The organism is Pseudomonas sichuanensis, assembly GCF_003231305.1.
Classification (GTDB): domain Bacteria; phylum Pseudomonadota; class Gammaproteobacteria; order Pseudomonadales; family Pseudomonadaceae; genus Aquipseudomonas; species Aquipseudomonas sichuanensis.
This window is the reverse complement of the sequence record NZ_QKVM01000003.1, coordinates 1-15,309: the sequence shown is the minus strand read 5'-3', so window position 1 is coordinate 15,309 and position 15,309 is coordinate 1. Positions and strand designations below refer to the sequence as shown.

General features: G+C 63.9%; 13 protein-coding genes. 5 read left to right on the top strand and 8 right to left on the bottom strand.

The genetic code is table 11. The features are described from left to right. Positions 1–206 precede the first annotated feature (206 nt). Together DM373_RS02090 and ubiA are read left to right on the top strand one after the other, a co-directional pair. The gene (locus tag DM373_RS02090; RefSeq protein WP_110991976.1) at positions 207–764 is read left to right on the top strand and encodes a chorismate--pyruvate lyase family protein; all 558 of its coding nucleotides are present in this window, start codon (positions 207–209) and stop codon (positions 762–764) included. Beyond that, the gene (ubiA, locus tag DM373_RS02085; RefSeq protein ID WP_110991975.1) at positions 764–1,654 is read left to right on the top strand and encodes a 4-hydroxybenzoate octaprenyltransferase; all 891 of its coding nucleotides are present in this window, start codon (positions 764–766) and stop codon (positions 1,652–1,654) included. The genes DM373_RS02090 and ubiA overlap by 1 nt, the downstream gene beginning before the upstream one ends. A 100-nt stretch (positions 1,655–1,754) precedes the next feature. Here the strand turns inward: ubiA and DM373_RS02080 are convergent, their stop codons facing one another. Continuing rightward, positions 1,755–2,123 (bottom strand): COG4315 family predicted lipoprotein, encoded by a 369-nt coding sequence (locus DM373_RS02080; protein WP_110991974.1) that lies wholly within the window; start codon positions 2,121–2,123, stop codon positions 1,755–1,757. 175 nt (positions 2,124–2,298) lie between these two features. Between DM373_RS02080 and phoB the strand changes: the two genes are divergently transcribed. The 3 genes from phoB to DM373_RS02065 all read left to right on the top strand — a co-directional run bounded on the left by phoB (position 2,299) and on the right by DM373_RS02065 (position 5,868). Next, positions 2,299–2,988, top strand: a complete 690-nt coding sequence (gene phoB / locus DM373_RS02075; protein WP_011536427.1) for a phosphate regulon transcriptional regulator PhoB — start codon at positions 2,299–2,301, stop codon at positions 2,986–2,988. A gap of 72 nt (positions 2,989–3,060) precedes the next feature. Then, positions 3,061–4,332 carry a phosphate regulon sensor histidine kinase PhoR gene (gene phoR, locus DM373_RS02070; RefSeq protein WP_244215028.1) on the top strand — a complete coding sequence of 424 codons (1,272 nt, stop codon included), beginning with the start codon at positions 3,061–3,063 and terminating at the stop codon, positions 4,330–4,332. 195 nt (positions 4,333–4,527) lie between these two features. Next, positions 4,528–5,868, top strand: coding sequence for a hemolysin family protein (locus tag DM373_RS02065; RefSeq protein ID WP_110991972.1), 1,341 nt, complete (start codon positions 4,528–4,530; stop codon positions 5,866–5,868). Positions 5,869–5,955: 87 nt separating this feature from the next. Here DM373_RS02065 and DM373_RS02060 read toward each other — a convergent pair whose 3' ends face one another. The 7 genes from DM373_RS02060 to DM373_RS02030 form a co-directional block, all read right to left on the bottom strand. Continuing rightward, on the bottom strand, positions 5,956–6,855 hold the full coding sequence (locus DM373_RS02060; protein WP_110991971.1) for a peptidoglycan DD-metalloendopeptidase family protein: 900 nt from the start codon (positions 6,853–6,855) through the stop codon (positions 5,956–5,958). Positions 6,856–7,088: 233 nt separating this feature from the next. Beyond that, positions 7,089–8,006 (bottom strand): response regulator, encoded by a 918-nt coding sequence (locus DM373_RS02055; protein ID WP_110991970.1) that lies wholly within the window; start codon positions 8,004–8,006, stop codon positions 7,089–7,091. Positions 8,007–8,170: 164 nt separating this feature from the next. Then, complete coding sequence (phoU, locus tag DM373_RS02050; RefSeq protein ID WP_110991969.1) at positions 8,171–8,941, bottom strand: phosphate signaling complex protein PhoU; 771 nt, start codon at positions 8,939–8,941, stop codon at positions 8,171–8,173. Positions 8,942–9,112: 171 nt separating this feature from the next. Further along, positions 9,113–9,946 (bottom strand): phosphate ABC transporter ATP-binding protein PstB, encoded by an 834-nt coding sequence (pstB, locus tag DM373_RS02045; protein ID WP_110992135.1) that lies wholly within the window; start codon positions 9,944–9,946, stop codon positions 9,113–9,115. Between the two features lie 72 nt (positions 9,947–10,018). After that, positions 10,019–11,689, bottom strand: coding sequence for a phosphate ABC transporter permease PstA (pstA, locus tag DM373_RS02040; RefSeq protein ID WP_110991968.1), 1,671 nt, complete (start codon positions 11,687–11,689; stop codon positions 10,019–10,021). Positions 11,690–11,706: 17 nt separating this feature from the next. Beyond that, positions 11,707–13,995, bottom strand: coding sequence for an ABC transporter permease subunit (locus DM373_RS02035; RefSeq protein WP_110991967.1), 2,289 nt, complete (start codon positions 13,993–13,995; stop codon positions 11,707–11,709). A 140-nt stretch (positions 13,996–14,135) separates the two neighbouring features. Continuing rightward, positions 14,136–15,134 (bottom strand): phosphate ABC transporter substrate-binding protein PstS, encoded by a 999-nt coding sequence (locus tag DM373_RS02030; RefSeq protein ID WP_110991966.1) that lies wholly within the window; start codon positions 15,132–15,134, stop codon positions 14,136–14,138. Between the last annotated feature and the right edge of the window lie 175 nt (positions 15,135–15,309).

The following is a 15,309-nucleotide window of genomic DNA, read 5'->3' as shown; positions in this document are numbered from 1 at the left end:
TTCCTCGGTCAGGCTTGATGTGTCGCTGCTGATGGCCTAATCGCGGGGCAAGCCCGCTCCCACGGGACTTACATGGACCCAGTGGGAGCGAGCTTGCCCCGCGATAGAGGCACCGCGCAATCTCGTCCGGGCTTTGTACTGTATGCAAGCCGCCAGGGCAATCATGCTAAGCTCGCCGCCTCTCTGGCTGTCACAAGCATACCGACGTGTCGTACGAAACCCCGCAAGCAGCCGCTGTCGCGTGGCTGCCGTATCCACAACTGGCGAGCGCGCTCGACCAGCCGACCCTCGACTGGCTGTTCGACCAAGGCTCTCTGACCCGCCGCCTGACCCACCTGTCCCACGACCACTTCAGCGTCACGCCCTTGTTCGAAGGCTGGCAACCACTGCGCGATGACGAATGTGCAGCGCTTGGCCTTGCGCCTGGCGAACAGGGCTGGGTGCGTGAGGTCTACCTGCGCGGCCATGGCCAGCCCTGGGTGTTCGCCCGCAGCGTGGCCGGGCGCAGTGTGCTGGAACGCGGCGGCCTGGACCTGGAAACCCTGGGCACCCGCTCGCTCGGTGAGTTGCTGTTCTGCGACCAGGCGTTCGTCCGCCACCCCATCGAAGTGTGCAGTTATCCACAGGGCTGGTTGCCTGCCGAGGCCGCCCATGCCGGGCTGTGGGGGCGGCGTTCGCGCTTCGAGCGTGCCGGCCTCGACCTGCTGGTGGCAGAGATTTTCCTGCCGGCGCTGTGGCAAGCGGCCAAGGAGGCAACCCGCTGATGTACCTGCAACTGCTCAAATCGCTCAACCGCCTGCACCCACGGGCCTGGGACTTCGTCCAGCTGAGCCGCATGGACCGCCCGATCGGCATCTACCTGCTGCTGTGGCCGACGCTGATGGCCGTGTGGATCGCCGGCAATGGCGCACCCAGCGTGGCCAACGTGCTGATCTTCGGCCTGGGGGTGGTGCTGATGCGTGCCGCCGGCTGCTGCATCAACGACTTCGCCGACCGCAAGGTGGACGGCCACGTCAAACGCACCGCCGACCGGCCGCTGGCCAGTGGCAGGGTCAAGCCACGCGAAGCCTTGGTGCTGTTCGCCGTGCTGGTGGGGGTGAGTTTTCTGCTGGTGCTGTGCACCAATGCCCGCACCGTCTGGCTGTCGTTCGGCGCCGTGGCCCTGGCGTTCTGCTACCCGTTCATGAAGCGCTACACCTATTACCCACAGGTGGTGCTGGGTGCCGCGTACTCCTGGGGCATCCCCATGGCCTTCACCGCCGCCGGTGGCGAGCTGCCGGCCGCCGCCTGGCTGCTGTACATCGCCAACCTGCTGTGGACGGTGGGCTATGACACCTACTACGCCATGGTCGACCGCGACGACGACCTGAAGATCGGGGTGAAATCCACCGCCATCCTGTTCGGCGAGGCCGACCGGGTGATCATCCTCGGCCTGCAGATGCTGTCGCTGGGCTGCCTGCTGCTGGCCGGCAGCCGTTTCGAGCTGGGGGGCTGGTTCCATCTGGGGCTGCTGGCGGCAGCGGTATGCTTCGCCTGGGAATTCTGGTCGACGCGCAAGCTGGACCGAGAATCGTGCTTCAAGGCGTTCCTGCACAACCACTGGGCGGGGATGCTGATGTTTATCGGGGTGGCGCTGGATTACGCGTTGCGCTAGCACCGGGCAGAAGCTGGCGTGGGAGCGGGCTTGCCCCGCGATTGCGATGGTGGCTTCACCGCACTCATCGCGGGGCAAGCCCGCTCCCACGCCAATCGCGTCAGGGCTTGGCCACGTGCCAGACGTCCTTCATGCCATCGCCGGTCATGTCCCCGGCTTTCTTGTCCTTGACGAAGGTGTACAGCGGCTTGCCATCGTAAGCCCACTGCATCGAACCGTCGTCACGCTTGATCTGCGTCCACTTGCCTTCGGCTTTTTCACCGGCCGTGACCTTCAGCGGCGGCCAGTTGGTCGCGCAATCACCGTTGCACATCGACTTGCCGCCTGCATCCTTGTCGAAGGTGTACAGGGTCATGCCGTTGTGGTCGACCCACATGCCATCCTTCTCCATGGCGTGATGAGCCGACGCCACCCCCGGCACTGCCAGCGCAGCGCAAAGGGCCATCCAGCTCAGCGTATGTCGTGTCATTGGAATCACCATCGTTTCGGGGGGTGGAAGGGTTCTGGTAGCCGCTACAGCGGCCCTGTGAAGCCTAGCCCAGTCATGCAATGTCGCCAGAACTGCCCATGCCCTGTCACACAGCTGCAATAATTCCGTTATCTAATGCGGGCCAAGACACCGTTCCCGGGAGAGGTAATTGAGCATGGTTGGCAGAAACATTCTGATCGTCGACGACGAAGCGCCTATCCGCGAGATGATCGCCGTTGCATTGGAAATGGCTGGCTATGACTGCCTTGAGGCGGAGAACTCGCAACAGGCCCACGCCATCATCGTCGACCGCAAGCCGGACCTGATCCTGCTCGACTGGATGCTGCCGGGCACCTCGGGCATCGAACTGGCACGCCGCCTCAAGCGCGACGAGCTGACCGGCGATATTCCGATCATCATGCTCACCGCCAAGGGCGAAGAGGACAACAAGATCCAGGGCCTGGAAGTCGGCGCCGACGACTACATCACCAAGCCGTTCTCGCCGCGCGAGCTGGTGGCACGCCTCAAGGCCGTGCTGCGCCGCACCGGCCCGAGCGACAGCGAAGCCCCCATCGAAGTGGGCGGCCTGCTGCTCGACCCGATCAGCCACCGTGTGACCATCGACGGCAGGCCTGCCGAGATGGGCCCCACCGAATACCGCCTGCTGCAGTTCTTCATGACTCACCAGGAGCGCGCCTACACCCGCGGCCAGCTGCTCGACCAGGTCTGGGGCGGCAATGTCTACGTCGAGGAGCGCACGGTCGACGTGCACATCCGTCGCCTGCGCAAGGCGCTGGGTGAAGCCTACGAAAATCTGGTACAAACCGTCCGCGGCACTGGCTATCGGTTCTCGACCAAGAGCTGACCGAAGCCCAGACGCCCGTAGTACAAGGACTGTCAATTGAACCAGAACTGGCACGCAACCCTGATTCGCCACATGTTGCTGCTGATCACCGTCTGCCTGATCGGCGGCCTGGTCAGCGGTTTCTACGGCTGGAGCCTGGCCATCGGCCTGGCGTTCTACCTGGGCTGGACGCTCAAGCAGCTGCTGCGCCTGCACGACTGGCTGCGCCACCACCAGCCCGATGAGGCACCGCCGGACGGCTATGGCCTGTGGGGCGAGGTGTTCGACAGCATCTATCACCTGCAGCGCCGCGACCAGCGCGTGCGTGGCCGCCTGCAGGCGGTGATCGATCGGGTGCAGGAGTCCACCGCCGCACTGCGTGACGCGGTGATCATGCTCGACAGCGAAGGCAACCTGGAATGGTGGAACCGCGCTGCCGAAACCCTGCTGGGCTTCAAGACCCCGCAGGACGGCGGCCAACCGGTGACCAACCTGGTGCGCCACCCGCGCTTCAAGGAATACTTCGAAGCGGAAAACTATGCCGAGCCGCTCGAGATCCCCTCACCGATCAACGACCGGCTGCGCGTGCAGCTGCAACTCACCCGCTACGGCAACAACGAGCACCTGATGCTGGTACGCGACGTGACCCGCATCCATCAGCTCGAACAGATGCGCAAGGACTTCGTCGCCAACGTCAGCCACGAGCTGCGCACGCCGCTGACAGTGATCACCGGCTACCTGGAAACCCTGCTGGACAACGTCGAAGGCGTGAACCCGCGCTGGGGCCGTGCGCTGCAACAGATGAGCGCGCAAGGCTCGCGCATGCAGACCCTGCTCAACGACCTGCTGCTGCTGGCCAAGCTCGAAGCCACCGACTACCCCTCGGACAACCAGCCGGTGCTGGTCGACGCCCTGCTCACTGCCATCAAAAACGATGCCCAGGCGCTGTCCGGCCCGCGCAACCAGCGCATCACCCTGGAGGCCGCACCCGGCATCCGCTTGAAGGGCAGCGAATCGGAACTGCGCAGCGCGTTCTCCAACCTGGTGTTCAACGCAGTCAAGTACACCCAGGATGAGGGCACTATCCGCATTCGCTGGTGGGCCGATGACCAGGGCGCGCACCTGTCGGTGCAGGACTCGGGCGTCGGCATCGAGGCCAAGCACCTGCCGCGCCTGACCGAACGCTTCTACCGCGTCGACTCCAGCCGCGCCTCCAACACCGGCGGCACCGGGTTGGGCCTGGCGATCGTCAAGCACGTGCTGATGCGCCATCGCGGGCGCCTGGAAATCAGCAGCGTGCCGGGGCATGGCAGCACCTTCACCTGTCATTTTGCGCCGGCACAATTGGTCGCGAACAAGGGTTGATCCCTCGCGGGGCAAGCCCGCTCCCACGCTGCCGTTGCAGATCCGTGGGAGCGGGCTTGCCCCGCGATGCGCCAACCGGGCATAGCCATCCCCTTTGCTTTTGCGGCTTCAGCCGCTACATTGGATCCCCTGTGCCAGCAAAAGCTGGCACTTTTTTTCTTACTTTTCAGCAGACGGACCCCGTAAAACTCCATCATGGACCCTTCCCCTGGTATCAGCCTCACCTCGTTGTTCGCCGATTTCGGCATGATTCTCTTTGCCTTGTTCCTGGTGCTGCTCAACGGCTTCTTCGTTGCCGCCGAGTTCGCCATGGTCAAGCTGCGCTCCACCCGCGTCGAATCCATCGCCGAGCTGCATGGCTGGCGTGGCAGCATCCTGCGCAAGGTACACAACCAGCTCGACGCCTATCTGTCGGCCTGCCAGCTGGGCATTACCCTGGCTTCGCTGGGCCTGGGCTGGGTCGGCGAGCCGGCGTTCGCGCACCTGCTCGAACCGCTGCTGGCCTACTTCGGCGTCGACTCTCCCGAGCTGATCAAGGGCATCTCGTTCTTCGTCGCGTTCTTCGTCATCTCCTACCTGCACATCGTGGTCGGCGAGCTGGCGCCCAAGTCCTGGGCGATCCGCAAGCCCGAGCTGCTGTCGCTGTGGACGGCGGTGCCGCTGTACCTGTTCTACTGGGCGATGTACCCGGCCATCTACCTGCTCAACGCCAGCGCCAACGCCATCCTGCGCATCGCCGGGCAAGGCGAGCCCGGCCCGCACCACGAGCACCACTACAGCCGCGAGGAGCTCAAGCTGATCCTGCACTCCAGCCGCGGCCAGGACCCGAGCGACCAGGGCATGCGCGTGCTGGCCTCGGCAGTGGAGATGGGCGAGCTGGAAGTGGTCGACTGGGCCAACTCACGCGAGGACATGGTCAGCATCGACGCCCATGCCCCGCTCAAGGACATCCTCGCGCTGCTGCGCCGGCACAAGTTCAGCCGCTACCCGGTGTACGACGCCGAGCGCGAAGAGTTCACCGGCCTTTTGCACATCAAGGACCTGCTGCTGGAGCTGGCCGAACTGGACCACCTGCCGCAGACCATCGACCTGGACGACCTGGCCCGGCCACTGGAGCGGGTGTCCCGGCACATGCCGCTGTCGCAACTGCTCGAGCAGTTCCGCAAAGGCGGCGCGCACTTCGTGCTGGTCGAAGAGGCCGACGGCAAGGTGATCGGCTACCTGACCATGGAAGACGTGCTGGAAGTGCTGGTGGGCGACATTCAGGACGAACACCGCAAGACCGAACGCGGCATCCTTGCCTACCAGCCCGGCAAGCTGCTGGTACGGGGCGATACGCCGTTGTTCAAGGTCGAGCGGCTGCTGGGCATCGACCTCGATCACATCGAGGCGGAAACCCTTGCCGGCTTGATATACGAGACCCTCAAGCGCGTGCCTGAGGAAGAGGAAGTGCTGGAAGTCGAAGGCCTGCGCATCATCATCAAGAAGATGAAAGGGCCAAAGATCGTGTTGGCCAAGGTGCTCAAGCTGGATTGATCAGCATCTGCAACCCATCGCGGGGCAAGCCCGCTCCCACGCTGCTGGTGGTGCAGGCGTGGGAGCGGGCTTGCCCCGCGATGTTTTTCAGGGGTTGCCTGCGGTGAAATCCGGCATCCCGCCAATCGGCCGGTCGAACTGATAGGGGATCGACTCCAGCGCCAACCCCACGTTGCGCTGCACCACGAAGTGCAGATGCGGCCCGCTGCTGTTACCGGTATTGCCCGACTTGGCCAGCGCCTGCCCCACCACCACCTGCTGCCCCTCTGCCACCACCACCGAACCGCGCATCAGGTGCAGGTAGACGCCCATGGTGCCGTCCGAGTGCAGGATGCGCACGAAGTTGCCCGCCGGGTTGCTACCACGCCCGGTCTGGCTGTTCTCGATCCTGACCACCACCCCACCCCTGGCCGCGATGATCGGCGTGCCCTCGGGCATGGCGATATCGATGGCATAGCGCCCCTTCGGGCCGAAATGGCTGAAGCGGCCATTGGGCCCCTGGCTGATGCGAAACGGCCCGCCCTTCCACGGGAAGGGGTAGCGATAGCCCTGGGTACGCTGGATGGGATCACCCATGGCGTATTCGAACTTGCTGACGTATTTCAACGGCCCGCTGGGCGCTGCCAGGATGACGCTGAGTACCTGGGTGGATCGCGCGGGCACCACGCGCCTGACCAGGCGCGGGGCATTGCCGCCGAAGGCATTGGCCAGGCCATTCAGGCGCAGTTCGACCTCCATGGGCACATGCAGCTCGTTACGCGCAACGAAACGCACGCCGCCACGGAATGCCTCGGTCTGCAGACGCACCTGGCCGTCGAGACGCTCGACCATGGGCTCGTGAACGATCAACGGTTTCGCCCCTGGGCTGGGGCTTTCGGAATAAGACGCCACACCGAAATCGTCGGTGGTTTTGTAGATGGTCATGCCCAGGCTCGACGCCGAGGCCGTGAGCAAGGCACAGAACAGCAGCAGGCGGGCGGGCGGCATGATAGTGGCTTTTTGACAGTTGAGTTCTGTCGAAGCCTAGCAGCCGATTTCAAGACGAGTTGCTACAGCTGGTCGGAAGACATGAGGTCACACCGACCTGTAGGAGCGGCCTTGTGCCGCGAAAGGGCCGCAAAGCGGCCCCAGCGATCTTTGCCATTGGTTAAAATCTGGGCCCGCTGCGCAGCCCTTTCGCGGCACAAGGCCGCTCCTACAGGGGCCTTGTCGTCGGCAGGTCAGGCGCCGGGCGTGAAGTGCTTCTGCGCAGTACCACGGGCAATCAGCCGCGACAGGTAATCGAGCTTCTGCGCATCCTGATCGACGAACTTGAAGTTCAATTGCAGCCAGTCGCTGTCCGGCTTTGGTTCCAGCGCCGAAACGGCGTGCAGGTAGCCGTTCAGCCGCGCCACTTCGGCGTTCTCGCCTTGCTCAAGGTCGAGCACCGCGCCTTCGAGCACCTGCGGCAAGTTGGCGCTGCGGCGCACCACCAGCAAGGCTTCCTTCAGGCTCAGGGCCTTGATCACGCAAGGTTGCGGACCGCTGGCCAGGCGCAGCTGACCCTGCCCACGGCCGGTCGGTGCTGCAGTTGCACCAGCTTTCGGCGCAGGCGCATTGATCAACGGCTTGGCGGCCGTTGCTGCCGGCGCGGCAGGGGCGGCAGGGGCGGCTACCTTGGCGGCTTCCGGGCGGCCCCCGGTCAGGGCGCTGAGCGAATCGTTGGCAAACGCCGAGTTGACCCGCGCCGGCCCACTCGCCATCAGGCTGTCGAGTTTGCCGATCTTGGTCAGCGACTTTTTCACCTTGGTCAGCAGCTGTTCGTTGGTGAACGGCTTGCCGACGAAATCGGAGACGCCGGCCTGGATGGCCTGGATCACGTTCTCCTTGTCACCACGGCTGGTCACCATGATGAACTGCATGGTCTTCATTTCTTCCTGCTGGCGGCACCAGCTCAGCAGTTCGAGGCCGGACATCTCCGGCATCTCCCAGTCGCACAGGACCAGGTCGAAACGCTCCTTGCTGAGCATGGCCATGGCTTTGCGGCCATTGACCGCATCTTCGATCACCATGCCCGGGAAGGCATTGCGCAGGCACTTCTTTACCAGATCGCGGATGAACGGGGCATCGTCCACGACCAGCACATTGACTTTACTCATCGATACTCCTCTTGAATCCCGACTAGCATACCGCCGACTGATGGCCATTTGCCAAAACACGGGTCACGCCGGGACTTCTCTTCACGTTCGCGGCTGCCTGCAGGGTGCTCGACCGCAAACGAAAACGCCCGGCGGATGCCGGGCGCTGTTGCTCGGGAGCAATTCTATTTATCGTCCGGTTCAGCCGGAACATTAGCGATTTCGCCCTCTTCGAAGGCCTCGCCCTGGACTTCCGCCTTCATGCGCTTGAGGCCCATGTGGCGCACGTCGGTACCGCGTACCAGGTAGATCACCAGTTCCGAAATGTTGCGCGCGTGGTCGCCGATCCGCTCCAGCGAGCGCAGGGCCCAGATCACGCTGAGCACGCGCGTGATCGAACGCGGATCTTCCATCATGTAGGTGACCAGTTCGCGCAGCGCGGTCTTGTACTCGCGGTCGATGGTCTTGTCGTACTGGGCCACCGACAGCGCCAGGTCAGCGTCGAAACGGGCGAAGGCATCCAGTGCGTCACGCACCATGTTGCGCACCTGGTCGCCGATGTGGCGCACCTCGACATAACCCCGTGGCGACACGCCTTCCTCGCACAGCTGGATGGCGCGTCGGGCGATCTTGGTGGATTCGTCACCGATGCGCTCCAGGTCGATCACCGACTTGGAAATGCTGATGATCAGACGCAGGTCGGAGGCCGCCGGCTGGCGACGGGCGAGGATGCGCACGCACTCCTCGTCGATGTTGCGCTCCATCTGGTTGATCTGTTCGTCGACTTCACGCACTTGCTGGGCCAGGCCCGAGTCGGCCTCGATCAGCGCGGTGACGGCGTCGTTGACCTGCTTCTCGACCAGCCCGCCCATCGCCAGGAGGTGGCTGCGCACCTCCTCGAGTTCGGCGTTGAACTGCTGGGAAATGTGGTGGGTAAGGCTTTCTTTGTTGATCATCGTTTCGCTCCGCGAAGCAGCTGCAAGCTTCAAGTCGTTCGTGTCGTTCCCTGGCTTTCCGGCCTCACCTGTACCCGCGAAGCAGGCACTGCGGTGCATGGCACCGGCTTCGCCGGTGTTCGCGGGTAACCCCGCTCCCACAGAGGCCCCAATGCTCCTCAAGAGCAGTGGTTAGCCGTAGCGACCGGTGATGTAGTCTTCGGTCTGCTTCTTCGCCGGGTTGGTGAACAGGGTGTCGGTATCACCGAATTCCACCAGTTTGCCCATGTACATGAACGCGGTGTAGTCCGAAACACGGGCCGCTTGCTGCATGTTGTGGGTAACGATGACGATGGTGTACTTGGATTTCAGTTCGTAGATCAGCTCTTCGACTTTCAGCGTCGAGATCGGGTCCAGTGCCGAGCACGGCTCGTCGAGCAGCAGCACTTCCGGCTCGACGGCGATGGTACGGGCAATCACCAGACGCTGCTGCTGGCCACCGGACAGGCCCAGCGCCGATTCGTGCAGGCGGTCCTTGACCTCATCCCACAGGGCCGCGCCCTTCAGCGCCCACTCCACGGCTTCGTCGAGGGTGCGCTTCTTGTTGATGCCCTGGATGCGCAGGCCGTAGACCACGTTCTCGTAGATGGTCTTGGGGAACGGGTTGGGCTTCTGGAACACCATGCCCACGCGGCGGCGCAGCTCGGCCACGTCCTCGCCCTTGCGGTAGATGTTATTGCCGTACAGGTTGATGGCGCCTTCGACGCGGCAGCCGTCAACCAGGTCGTTCATGCGGTTGAAGGTGCGCAGCAGGGTCGACTTGCCACAGCCGGACGGGCCGATGAAGGCGGTCACGCGCTGCTTGGGGATATTCATGCTGACGTCGAACAGCGCCTGCTTGTCGCCGTAGAACAGGGACAGGCCGGGCACTTCGATGGCCACGGTCTCTTCAGCCAGGCGCAGGCTCTGCTTGTCGCGGCCCAGGGCCGACATGTCGATGCCGTGGGCGTGGGATTCATGCTGCATGGTCAACTCCATACGCTATCAATTCGTTTCAAAGGGCCGCCCGGGCTGCGGGCGGCGCGCTTGCAATCAGGATCAGCTGTCGAGGGCCTTGTACTTCTCGCGCAGGTGGTTACGCATCCACACCGCCGAGAGGTTGAGGGTGGCGATCACCAGCACCAGCAGCAACGCGGTGGCATACACCAGCGGCCGCGCGGCCTCGACGTTGGGGCTCTGGAAGCCGACGTCGTAGATGTGGAAGCCCAGGTGCATGATCTTCTGGTCCAGGTGCAGGTACGGGTAGTTGCCGTCCACCGGCAGCGAGGGCGCCAGCTTCACCACACCCACCAGCATCAGCGGGGCCACTTCACCGGCGGCACGGGCCACGGCGAGGATCATGCCGGTCATCATGGCCGGGCTGGCCATCGGCAGGACGATCTTCCACAGGGTCTCGGCCTTGGTCGCACCCAGGGCCAGCGAGCCCTCACGCACGGTGCGTGGAATGCGCGCCAGGCCTTCCTCGGTGGCCACGATCACCACCGGCACCGCCAGCAGCGCCAGGGTCAGCGAAGCCCACAGCAGGCCGGGCGTACCCAGGGTAGGCGCCGGCAGCGACTCGGGGAAGAACAGGCGGTCGATCGAGCCGCCCAGCACATAGACGAAGAAGCCCAGGCCGAACACGCCGTAGACGATCGCCGGTACACCGGCGAGGTTGTTCACAGCGATGCGGATCAAGCGGGTCACCGGGCCCTGCTTGGCGTATTCGCGCAGGTAGACTGCAGCCAGAACGCCGAACGGGGTGACGATCACGGCCATGATCAGGGTCATCATCACGGTGCCGAAGATGGCCGGGAAGATACCACCTTCAGTGTTGGCCTCACGCGGGTCATCGCTGAGGAACTCCCACACCTTGGCAAAGTAGGCGCCCATCTTGGTCAGGCCGGACATGGCGTTCGGCTGGATCGCGTGGACCACCTTGCTCAGGTTGATCTCCACTTCGCGGCCGTTGCCGTCGCGGGCCACCAGGCTGTCGCGGGCGAAGGCCTGGTGCAGGCCGCTCAGGCGCTCTTCGATGGCCTTGTAGCGGTTGTTCAGCTCGGCGCGCTCGGCCTCCATGTCGGCCTGGGCGGCGGCATCGAGCTTGCCGTCCAGTTCCAACTTGCGGCCATGCAGGCGCAGACGCTCCAGCCCATGGTTGATGGCGCCGATGTCTTTCTTCTCGAGCTTCACCAACTGGTCGTTGAGTTCGCTGGCGCGCTTGAGGCGGGCCTGCAGCTCGTTCCAGGCCTCAGGGCCCTGGGCGACCACCCGCCCGTCTTCCTTGACGCTGACCAGGTAGCCGTAGAAGTTGCCCCACTCGCGGCGCTCCAGGGCGATCAGATCGGCAGGCTTGCGCTGATCCACCAGCCACTCGCCGACCACCCAGGTGAAGTCGCTGCCGTTGAGGTCGCGGTTACCGATCTTGATCAGCTCGCGGGTCATGAACTCCGGGCCCTGGTCGGGCACCGGCAGGCCGGCACCCTTGAGGCGTTCGCGCGGTACTTCTTCCTTCTGTACCACTTCACCGATGATCACGTGGTCGGCCTGGCCAGGCACCTTGTAGGTGGCCTGGACCAGGTCGGCCGGCCAGAAGTGGCCCAAACCACGCACGGCGATCACGGCCAGCAGGCCGACGGTCATGATGACCGCCATCGCCACCGCGCCACCGCTGATCCAGACGCCGGGGGCGCCGCTCTTGAACCAGCCTTTGAGGGAATCCTTTTTCACGGATCTCTACCTTTCTATCAAAGCGACGAGTATTTCTTGCGCAGGCGCTGGCGAATCAGCTCGGCCAAGGTGTTCATGATGAACGTGAACATCAGCAGCACGAGGGCGGCGAGGAACAGCACACGATAGTGGCTGCCACCGACTTCCGATTCCGGCATTTCCACGGCCACGTTGGCGGCCAGGGTGCGCATGCCCTCGAACAGGTTCATTTCCATCACCGGGGTGTTGCCGGTGGCCATGAGCACGATCATGGTCTCGCCCACCGCTCGGCCCATGCCGATCATCAGCGCCGAGAAGATACCCGGGCTGGCGGTGAGGATGACCACGCGGGTCAGGGTCTGCCACGGCGTGGCACCCAGGGCCAGCGAGCCCAGGGTGAGGCTGCGCGGCACGCTGAACACGGCGTCTTCGGCGATGGAGTAGATGTTCGGGATGACCGCAAAGCCCATGGCGATACCGACCACCAGGGCGTTGCGCTGGTCGTAGGTGATCCCCAGGTCGTTGCTGATCCACAGGCGCATGTCGCCACCGAAGAACCAGCTTTCCATGAACGGGCTCATGTACAGCGCGAACCAGCCGATCGCCAGGATCACCGGGATCAGGATCGCTGCCTCCCAGCCATCCGGGATACGCAGGCGGATCGACTCCGGCAGGCGGCTCCAGGCAAAACCTGCGACCAGGATGCCCACCGGCAGGATCAGCAGCAGGCTGAACACGCCCGGCAGGTGGCCTTCGAGGTACGGCGCGAGGAACAGGCCGGCGAAGAAGCCGAGGATCACCGTCGGCATCGCTTCCATCAGTTCGATCACCGGCTTGACCTTGCGGCGCATGCCCGGGGCCATGAAGTAGGCGGTGTAGATGGCGGCGGCGATGGCCAGCGGGGCAGCCAGGATCATCGCGTAGAACGCGGCCTTGAGCGTACCGAAGGTCAGCGGCGACAGGCTCAGCTTGGGTTCGAAGTCGGTGTTCGAAGCGGTGGACTGCCAGACGTACTTAGGCTCGTCGTAGTTCTCGTACCAGACCTTGCCCCACAGCGCGCTGAAGGAAATCTCCGGGTGCGGGTTGCGCAGGCTCAGTGGCAGCAGCTTGCCGCCTTCTTCGATGATGATGCGGTTGGCGCGTGGCGACAGGGCCAGGATGCCCGCGCCTTCGGCGACCGGCTCGACCAGCAGGGTACGGTGCGCGGTGCTGTGGAACACGCCCAGCTTGCCGGCGCTGTCGAGGGCGATGAAGCCCTTGCGGCGCTCTTCGGCGTCGATCTGCACGATCGGCGCGCTGCCCAGCTGGAAGCTGCGGATCAGTTTCAGGCGCGACTCGCCATCCGGGTCGCGGGCCATGAACCACTGGCTCAGGCCGCCCTTGGAGTCACCGAAGATCAGCGAGATGCCGCCGACCAGCTGACCGCTGGCGGTGATTTCGGCGTTGCCGTCCTCGAGCAGCTTGTAGCGGCCGTTGAGGCTCTTCTCGCGCAGGCTGAAGACGTCGGCGGTGGCACGGCCGTTGACCACGTACAGCCACTGCTGGCGCGGGTCGATGAAGATGTTCTTCACCGCCTCGGTCATCTGCGGCAGCTCGATGCGGTTCTGCTCGACAGTGACCTCCTCGGTCATCATGTTCTCGGTGCGCGACAGTTCGATCACCTGCAGGTGCGCGCCGGTGGAGCCGGCCAGCAACAGGGTGTCGCCATTGACGTTGACGCTCACGTGTTCCAGCGCGCGGCCCTGGTCATCCAGGGTGAACAGGTCCTGACCATAGGGGTAGTCGATGCCCGCCTCGATGGTCTTCTTGTTGTCCGGATAGGTGATCTTGTAGGTGTGGTGGAACACCAGCGCCTGGCCGTTGGACAGGCCCAGCACCACCAGCGGGCTGCCCGGCTGATCGGTGCTGATCGAGCTGACCTGGGTGCCGGCGGGCACTGGCAGGTCGACGCGCTTGAGTTCGTTACCGGTCTTGGTATCGAAGAGCAGGGCCTGGCCCTTGTCGGAAACGCGCATGCCCACGAGGTTCTGTTCCTCGAGGGCGATCATCAGCGGCTTGCCGGCATCCTGCTGCAGCCAGGTCGGCTCCAGCGCCTTCTTGCTGGTCAGCGTGGCACCCTGGAACAGCGGCAGCACTACATAGGCCAGGTAGAAGAAGATCAGGGTAATGGCAGCCAGCACGGCCAGCCCGCCCACCAGGACGTACCAGCGGGTCAGGCGGTCCTTGAGGGCGCGCATGCGGCGCTTGCGTTGCAGCTCGGGCGTATTGAAATCAATGCGCACCGGCGGGGAATTTTGGGTCATGGTGGAGTTGGCCAGATCATTCATGCGCACACCCTAGCGGTCCCGTATGACAAAAACATGACAATGCAGTGACGCAAGAAAGCCCGCCGCGCAGGAACCCTGGCTTCGGACTGAGAGATTCGTGGACAAGGCCGGGCATCAGCACCGGCCTCATCCTCAGTTACTTACTTCTTTGCGACGTTACCGGCGTGGGACAGGCCCAGGTCAGCCAGGGTCTTGTCGACCACTTTGGCCGGCAGCGGGATGTAGCCATCCTTCACCACGACCTGCTGGCCAGCCTGCGACAGCACCAGCTTGACGAACTCGGCTTCCAGCGGGGCCAGAGGCTTGTTCGGGGCCTTGTTGACGTAGACGTAGAGGAAGCGCGACAGCGGGTACGAACCGTTCAGGGCGTTGGCTTCGTTGTCTTCGATGAACTCGCCGCCTTCCTTCTTGGCCAGGGCCACGGTTTTCACGCTGGCGGTCTTGTAGCCGATGCCCGAGTAGCCGATGCCGTTCAGCGAGGAGCTGATCGACTGCACGACCGAAGCCGAGCCAGGCTGTTCGTTGACGTTAGGCTTGAAGTCGCCTTTGCACAGGGCTTCTTCCTTGAAGTAGCCGTAGGTGCCCGATACCGAGTTACGGCCGAACAGCTGGATTGGCTTGTTGGCCAGGTCGCCGGTCACACCGATGTCACCCCAGGTCTTCACGTCAGCCTTGCCGCCGCACAGGCGGGTGGACGAGAAGATGGCGTCGACCTGAGCCATGGTCAGGCCCTTGATCGGGTTGTCCTTGTGCACGAACACGGCCAGGGCGTCGACGGCAACCGGGATGGCGGTTGGCTTGTAGCCGTACTTCTGCTCGAAGGCCTGCAGCTCGACGTCCTTCATCTTGCGGCTCATCGGGCCCAGGTTGGCGGTGCCTTCGGTCAGCGCGGGTGGCGCGGTGGAGGAGCCGGCGGCCTGGATCTGGATGTTTACGTTCGGATATTCCTTCTTGTAGGCCTCGGCCCACAGAGTCATCAGGTTGGCGAGGGTGTCCGAACCGACGCTGGAGAGGTTACCCGATACACCGGTGGTCTTGGTGTAGGTCGGGATGGCTGGGTCGACAGCGGCGACCGCATTGGCGGTGGCAACGCCAGCGGCGGCAAAGGTCAGGGCCGCCATCAAACGCTTCAGTTTCATGCCTTGCTCCTAGCAGGAATATCGTGGGTTGTGAGATGGAACGGGCCCAAGTATCTGCAGGCCGCATGAACACGATATGACTCCAATGTGACAATTGGATGAAAGGCCATCACCGGTTGCCCGGGATGGCCTTTCAAGATGTTTCAAGAAGGGTTCGAGCGGGCCGCCCTCTTCG